The organism is Chryseobacterium sp. HMWF035 (assembly GCF_003094695.1).
Classification (GTDB): Bacteria; Bacteroidota; Bacteroidia; order Flavobacteriales; family Weeksellaceae; genus Chryseobacterium; species Chryseobacterium gambrini.
Genome location: NZ_QEHP01000037.1, coordinates 1 through 7122 on the forward strand (window position 1 = coordinate 1; position 7122 = coordinate 7122).

Sequence of the window (7122 nt, forward strand, 5' to 3'; positions counted from 1 at the left end):
ATTGCATTTATAAAAAATAAATATTATTGGGATATATGCCAGTATTGTGATTTTTTGTTATATTTGTCGAATAAAAGCATTTAATATAAAATCAATTGCTTATTTAGAGATTAAAAACACAATTTATCATATACCCTTGGTTTGTATAGGCAGGAAGTTCAGGTCTTTTTACAGCTTCCTCCTGTACAGCCAGAAAAATGTAAAAACAAATAACCAAAACCAAATTTATCATTTAACAACACATCATGATGAATTCAAGAAAACTTAAAATCCATTCAAGATTTCAGAAAAGCAGCAATCAACTCATCATCGTTCCGGAAATAAGGCTCAGAGGAAAATGGCTTGATGAACTCGGTTTCGGAAAAGGAAAAACCGTACACATTCAGCAAAAGAAAAAGAAGCTTACCATTACTGTTGTGAAATAGTACAATCCAAAAATGCATTTCGTTTCTGGCAGGTTACGCGAGACTTCCGGCGTTTGCAGGAAGTATAAAACAACTTTGCTTGTAATCTCCTGCAACTGCATTTGCTTTCCCGCAGATTGCGCAAGACTTCCGTAGTACTCCGGAAGTATAAAACAACCTTGTTTGTAATCTCCTGCAACTGCATTTGGTTTCCCGCAAATTGCGCAAGACTTCCGTAGTACTCCGGAAGTGTAAAACAACCTTGTTTGTAATCTCCTGCAACTGCATTTGCTTTCCCGCAGATTGCGCAAGACTTCCGTAGTACTCCGGAAGTATAAAACAACCTTGTTTGTAATCTCCTGCAACTGCATTTGATTTCCCACAAACTGCGCAAGACCTCCGGAGTACTCCGGAAGTGTAAAACAACCTTGTTTGGAACTAACGGAGAACACGATAGCGCAGATTTGCAAGCAAATTAAAGTCACGGATTGCAAATCCGCGACATCGGTATTTGATGCAATACGTAAATTTAGACGTTGGTTGTGATTTTACCGAAACACTGTTCCAAACCTCACAGAAAAACAATTTGAACTTTAAAGAAAAACAATATCATTGAAGCTGTTTTAATTTTGTTAAATAATTTTAAAATAGAATAAAATGGCAAAGACAGTAATTATCACAGGTGGAACAACAGGTATTGGCAAAGCAACGGCTTTACATTTTGCAAAAAATGAATACAATGTTGTTATTACAAGTAGAAATGCGAACAAAGAAACGGAAGTTTTGGAAGAATTTAAAAAAGAAGGTACAGAAGTAACTTTCTTTCCTTTGGACGTAACGCAGGAAGAACAAGTTAAAAACGTAATCGATAAAACGGTAGAAAAATTTGGAAAATTAGATTCTATCGTGAACAATTCAGGAGTTTCTTTAGGAAATGCTTTATTGGCTGATACCGAGTCGGACGAATTGAAACAAATGCTGGAAACTAATGTAATGGGTGTTTATTACGGAATGAAACACGCCATTAATGCAATGTTGAAAACAGGTGGCGGAACTATTGTAAACCTTGCTTCCATAGCAGGTTTGAACGGATTAGTAAGCACGGCTCAATACAACGCTTCTAAACACGCCGTTGTGGGTTTAACCAAAGGAGGAGCATTGGATTATGCTACCAAAAATATTCGTATAAATGCAGTTGCACCGGGAGCAATTAAAACCGATATTTTGAAAAATGCAATTGCTTCGGGAACTTATGATGTTTCGGGAATTGAAGCATTGCACCCGATGAAACGTTTAGGTGAACCGGAAGATATTGCAAAAGGAATTTTCTTTTTGGCTTCAGACGAAAATCCTTTTATGACAGGAACTGTATTGAGTATTGACGGTGGTTATAATGCAAAATAATCAAAATAAATAAAGTCCTAAATTGCCTGTCTGAAAAGAGACAGCCGTTTCTATTTAAAAAATAATAAAAATGGATATAATGCAAAACACGATAAATTGGTATAACGGAGAAATATTTGAGGGAAAATTTATCCTCGCATTTGGATTATTTTTAATCTTAACGGCTTCACTATTTTACTTTTTAGGGAATACGCCAACTGCAAAAGCATTGCTGATTCCAATGTTGGTTATAGGTATATTTTTTTCTATAACAGGTGCAAATATGATTTGTTCCAACGGAAAACAAAAGCAAGAAGTTGCGAAAAAATATGAGCAAAGCCCAAAAGAATTTATAAATGCCGAAATTAAACGTGTAGATGATTTTCAATATTTATACCCAATGTCCATCGCTATTAGTTTGGCTTGTTTTCTAATAGCCATTGCCTTGCTTTACTTTACACAAAATGTAAATTTAAAAGCAATCGCTATTTCGTTAATCTTATTCGGAATGGCTTTTGCCGTAATCGATTATTTTTCAAAAGAAAGAGCGACAATTTATTATGAACAATTAAAATCATAATTCTGAAATAATGATTGAAGATAGAACCCGAATTAATATTTTGTTTTCTTGCACATCGCAAGAGAAAAAAAATTTTGAACCTTTTGTTCAAGACCACGCTTTGGTTTGTATTTTAAATGGAAAAATGATAATTAACGACGGAATAGAAATCTATCAGTATAACAAAGGCGATATTGGTTTTGTATCAAAAAATCAATTAGTAAAAACCCAAAAAATCCCTCAAGACAATAAGCCCTTTATGAGTATCAGCATTTTTTTACCCAAAGAAACGTTGTATAATTATTCAAAAGAACACCATATTTTACCAAAAGGAAATTATTTAGGAAAACCTAATTTTATATTTCAACCCGACCCATTTTTAAAAGGGTTTTTCGATTCTATGCTTCCTTATTTTGAAAATCAAGAGGCACTCACCAATAATTTAGCGACTATTAAAACTTTTGAGATTATTGAACTTTTGCTTCGGTATACCACAATTCAAAATTTACTTTTCAATTTTGAAGACGATTTTAAAATTGAGTTGGAAGCGTATATGAACAAAAATTATATGCACAATATTCCGTTGGCGCAATTTGCAAAACTCACCGGCAGGAGTATTTCAACATTTAAAAGAGACTTCCAGGAAATTTTCAACCAGACCCCTAACAAATGGCTTATTAAAAAACGATTAGATTTAGCCCATTTTTTAATATCAAAACAAGGTAAAAAGCCCAACGAAATTTATGACGATGTTGGCTTCGTAAATTTTTCACATTTTTCAAGAAGTTTCAAAGCAGAATTTGGAATAAATCCTTCAGAAATAGAAAAAGACCACAGCTAACAAAAACCCTATAGCGCGGATTTGCAATCCGTGACATCGGTAAAGGAAAAACAGTCAATATTCAGCAGAAGAGAAACAAACTGATTATTACCGTTCATGAATTGTAAATAATCGCAAAACACAGAACTCAGCTATCGTTTTAATCAGTGAGAATTACTCTGCTTTTGTGGAGCGGTTTTTTACAAGTAATCTAAAGGACTTTTTACTTTACTTTTAGAAATATCTGTAATATGAGTGTAAATTTCTGTGGTTTTAATATCATTATGCCCTAAAAGTTCTTTAATTATTCTGATATCTGTACCGTTTTCTAAAAGATGCATTGCGTAAGAATGGCGCAATGTATGAACAGTTGCGAGAGAACTGATGTTTGCCTTTTTCAAAGAGTTTTTAAATACCTGCTGCACACTTCTTTTTGAGTATTGTTCTGTATTTTGACCTTCAAACAAATACGTTTTCGGCTGATACATTTTAAAATAAACTCTCAATAATTCCAGCAATTTGGGAGAGAGATTTACAATCCTGTCTTTTTTGCCTTTTCCCTGCCTGATTAAAAGAACAGATTCCTGAGATTTTATATCTGATATTTTTAATTCCAGAACTTCACTTAATCTTAGACCACATGAATAAATTGTAGTGAGGAGAGCTTTATGCTTTATATTTTCGGTACATTCAAGAATCTTTTTTACTTCGTTGCGGGTAAGAAATTTAGGGAGCTTTGCTTCTCTTCTTTTAGGATAAAGATGCTTAAGATTGATATCCTTACTAAATAATAATTTGTAAAATTTAGCAATACTTGAAAGAATAATGCTTTGATGCGATGCAGAAATATGATGCTTATTAATTTTGCAAAAGATAAATTTTTCAACATCTTCTAAAGAAATATCAAGCGGATCTGTATACTTTTGAGAAGCCATATTCAAAAAATTCTGAAGAGCACTTGAATAGTTTTTTACAGACGATGAACTGTATCTTTGAATAATTAATTTCTCTTTGTAAGAATCTACAAGTGAAATAATTTCCATGGTTAAGTTTTCATCAAATATATAAAACTTCACCCATACAAAAAAAATAAAACCTCAAAAAAATACACTTTACAAGCTTTAAATCAGTAGTTTAATCAATATTATTGATTTGATTATAAAATGAATGGACGCATGTTATAAATGTGAATTTGATGCAATGCGTAAATTAGAGAGTTGGCAGTAATTTTAAAGAGCGACACTAACGAAATGGACAAGACATAAAAAACGGGGATGCTGAAAACCGAATAGAGTAAGCACTAACATTTAAGTAATCGAAAAATGAAAAATCAAACACCAAAGTTGACAAAAGCGGAAATCGCAGCATTAGACTTCTTAATCGAAGAAACGAGAGCTCAAGGAGGAACTATGGCTTGGCCAGGTGCAGCAGCAGCAGCAGTTGGACGAGCAGTTGGTGCTGCTGTTGCTGCTGAAGCTGTAAGCAGAGTAGCAGACGCAGTTCTTGGAGCTAATGCAAGTATTGACGCATTGACAGACGAACAGACTGCTGAACTAATGCAAAATTTAAAAAGTAGTGCCACCCAAGACACCCTTACATTAGAACAACTTATTGAACTTAGAAATAAAGTACAATAATGTGGGGCAATATCATTGAATATTCAATAATATCGCTCATTGTTCTATTTACTATCGGGAGTGCATTATTCCAATTTGACCGCTTTAGGAAGGTATTAACCAAAATTGACTTGGTTGGTATCCTTCCTAACTGGTCATTTTTTGCCCCGATACCAGGCACATCTGATTATAGATTAATATTTTGCGATTATGACCAATTAGACAAAAAGACTGATTGGATAGAAATTGATATGGGTTTTAAACACACAAGGAGATTTGATTTCATTTGGAATCCAAACAAATATTTTCAGAAAGCTATTATTGACCTAATTCAAAATTTAATTCGAGAATATACAGAATGTAAACAAAAAGAATTGGTTCAATTTTCTTGGTCATATCTTGTTTTGCTTCAAATTGTAATGAATGAAAAAAAACCTAATATTTCAGTTGTTAGACAGTTTGCTATCGTTTCTACGACAGGATTTAACAATGAGAGAAATTTAGAATTAATTTTCTTATCCAAAAAACATAGTATAAATATTGGAAACGCTATATAATTTCACTTGCATCCTTCTAGGAATATGTTCAATCATTAATGGATTGGAACTATTGTCATTAAGACAGTTTAAACTTCAATTCATTACACAAAGTAGTGACTTGCAATTTGGCAACTTTGCAAAAGCAACTTTGATACTGGTTTTGCAAGTACTATTTTCAATATTCTTAATCGCTTCAGTTTTTTTTGAATTACCTTTTTTAACAAAATTATGTTTATGGTGTGTTTTTCTACTTATCGGTTATGCATATAAAATCAAAACTATTGGAAGAGACGGTTCTGACCAATTAAGGCTAATCTGTTTTGGAATATTAGCTTTATGCTCACTGTTAGACAAGGAAGCATCATATCAATATGCCGTAACCTTTATTTCTGTTCAGGTTATCATTTCATATTTCACATCGGGAATGTGTAAATTAATGTCAAGTTATTGGAGAAAAGGCGATGCTTTAGCTAATATCCTTAACAATTACACCTATGGCTCGGAGACCTTTTCAACTGCCTTGAAAAAGCATAAAAACATAAATAAAATACTTACGTATTCACCTATTTTCTTAATGGTATCTTTTCCATTTTCTTTTTTAATTCCAGAAATAGACGTTCTACTAATTTCATTAACACTAATGTTTACTTTCCACTTAGGTACATCCTTACTTATGGGTCTTAATGATTTCATTTTGACATTTCCTGCAACATACCCCTGTTTAATCGGTTTACATATTTTAATTTATGGCTAAAACAGGAAGAAAAACTACTGCCAACACGGGTTTGGCAAAAGTGGCGGTTCGGTGCTCCGCAGACACATTTGTGGTTAATTAAAGTTTGGTTTTCCGCATCAACATTTGTGGTGAAAATCGCCACCTTCGCCAAGCCCGTGTTGGCAGCAATATTGAGACTATCAAAATAAAATCATATAATAATGAATAAATTTTCAAATAAATTAATTCCAATGATGCTGATTGTCGTAGGCATCTATCTTGTTGTCATACCTTATATTCTGAGGCTCAATGAGATTTCCTATTCGCTAATATCCGCATTCTCTCAGACGTTTATTATTGTGGGCATAATAAGTTACGCATTACAGTTTATTACCAGACGATTAACGAGAATTGAAGAACAGTTGGAGATAAGTAAAGAGAACAAAGTGGCAAGTGTTTCTCTTATTCCCTCAGAAAATCACATTGCATTTGTAGAACAATTGAAACGAAATAGGTTTGCATATAAAGCAAGTATTTATTTACCTAATTCAAATATTGAAAATCTATTCTTTCTAAAAAGTTTTTTAAATACGATTAAACTGGATTCTAAAGCGAGGATAATTATAAATACTAATAACATTGACCAAATTTCAAAAAAAAACATTGAAGAAATAACATCAAGATTTCACAATCAAATTGAATTGAAAAATATTTCATCCAAAAACAATCAAAATTTTTCCATTGTAATTCTGGATACTACTGTATGGGTCTTAGCTGATTTCGGAATGGAAATAAGAAATAGTCTTGTATTTAATGTTAGCAGTTATGGAGAACAAGGCAAATCATTCATAGAGTTTTATAATAAAATTTGGAACGAATCAGAAATTATTAAATCTACTCAAGATGAAATTTAAGGCAACGATTTTATTAATTGTTGTCCTTAACCTATTTTCAACCCAAACAAAGGCAACAGATTCGCTAAACCTAATTAACGTGAACTCGACAAAATACATGAGGTATTAGTACTCTAAAAGATTTACTTTAGAGGTTGAAAAACAAAACACCTCATGAAAAACAAAGATATGC

General features: G+C 32.7%; 9 protein-coding genes. 8 read left to right on the forward strand and 1 reads right to left on the reverse strand.

Going from position 1 to position 7122, the window contains the following annotated elements:
* Window positions 1–245: 245 nt before the first annotated feature.
* From DD829_RS06225 to DD829_RS06240, 4 genes are all read left to right on the forward strand, one after another.
* A complete protein-coding gene (locus tag DD829_RS06225; RefSeq protein ID WP_108411419.1) occupies window positions 246–425 on the forward strand; it encodes a SymE family type I addiction module toxin in 180 nt (59 codons plus the stop codon).
* A gap of 636 nt (window positions 426–1061) precedes the next feature.
* On the forward strand, window positions 1062–1808 hold the full coding sequence (locus DD829_RS06230; RefSeq protein ID WP_108411420.1) for an SDR family NAD(P)-dependent oxidoreductase: 747 nt from the start codon (window positions 1062–1064) through the stop codon (window positions 1806–1808).
* Between the two features lie 79 nt (window positions 1809–1887).
* On the forward strand, window positions 1888–2367 hold the full coding sequence (locus tag DD829_RS06235) for a manganese efflux pump (RefSeq protein ID WP_165796739.1): 480 nt from the start codon (window positions 1888–1890) through the stop codon (window positions 2365–2367).
* Between the two features lie 10 nt (window positions 2368–2377).
* Window positions 2378–3187: a helix-turn-helix domain-containing protein gene (locus tag DD829_RS06240; protein WP_076390770.1), complete on the forward strand. Its 810-nt coding sequence runs from the start codon at window positions 2378–2380 to the stop codon at window positions 3185–3187.
* A 179-nt stretch (window positions 3188–3366) separates the two neighbouring features.
* Here DD829_RS06240 and DD829_RS06245 read toward each other — a convergent pair whose 3' ends face one another.
* Complete coding sequence (locus DD829_RS06245) at window positions 3367–4209, reverse strand: tyrosine-type recombinase/integrase (RefSeq protein WP_108411422.1); 843 nt, start codon at window positions 4207–4209, stop codon at window positions 3367–3369.
* Between the two features lie 279 nt (window positions 4210–4488).
* Here DD829_RS06245 and DD829_RS06250 point away from each other — a divergent pair, with 279 nt between their 5' ends.
* From DD829_RS06250 to DD829_RS06265, 4 genes are all read left to right on the forward strand, one after another.
* Window positions 4489–4803, forward strand: a complete 315-nt coding sequence (locus tag DD829_RS06250; protein ID WP_108411423.1) for a hypothetical protein — start codon at window positions 4489–4491, stop codon at window positions 4801–4803.
* Window positions 4803–5339, forward strand: coding sequence for a hypothetical protein (locus tag DD829_RS06255; RefSeq protein WP_108411424.1), 537 nt, complete (start codon window positions 4803–4805; stop codon window positions 5337–5339). The genes DD829_RS06250 and DD829_RS06255 overlap by 1 nt, the downstream gene beginning before the upstream one ends.
* A complete protein-coding gene (locus DD829_RS06260) occupies window positions 5323–6075 on the forward strand; it encodes a hypothetical protein (RefSeq protein WP_108411425.1) in 753 nt (250 codons plus the stop codon). Before DD829_RS06255 ends, DD829_RS06260 begins: the two co-directional genes overlap by 17 nt.
* A 182-nt stretch (window positions 6076–6257) precedes the next feature.
* Window positions 6258–6950, forward strand: coding sequence for a hypothetical protein (locus DD829_RS06265; RefSeq protein WP_123906821.1), 693 nt, complete (start codon window positions 6258–6260; stop codon window positions 6948–6950).
* The last annotated feature ends 172 nt before the right edge of the window (window positions 6951–7122 follow it).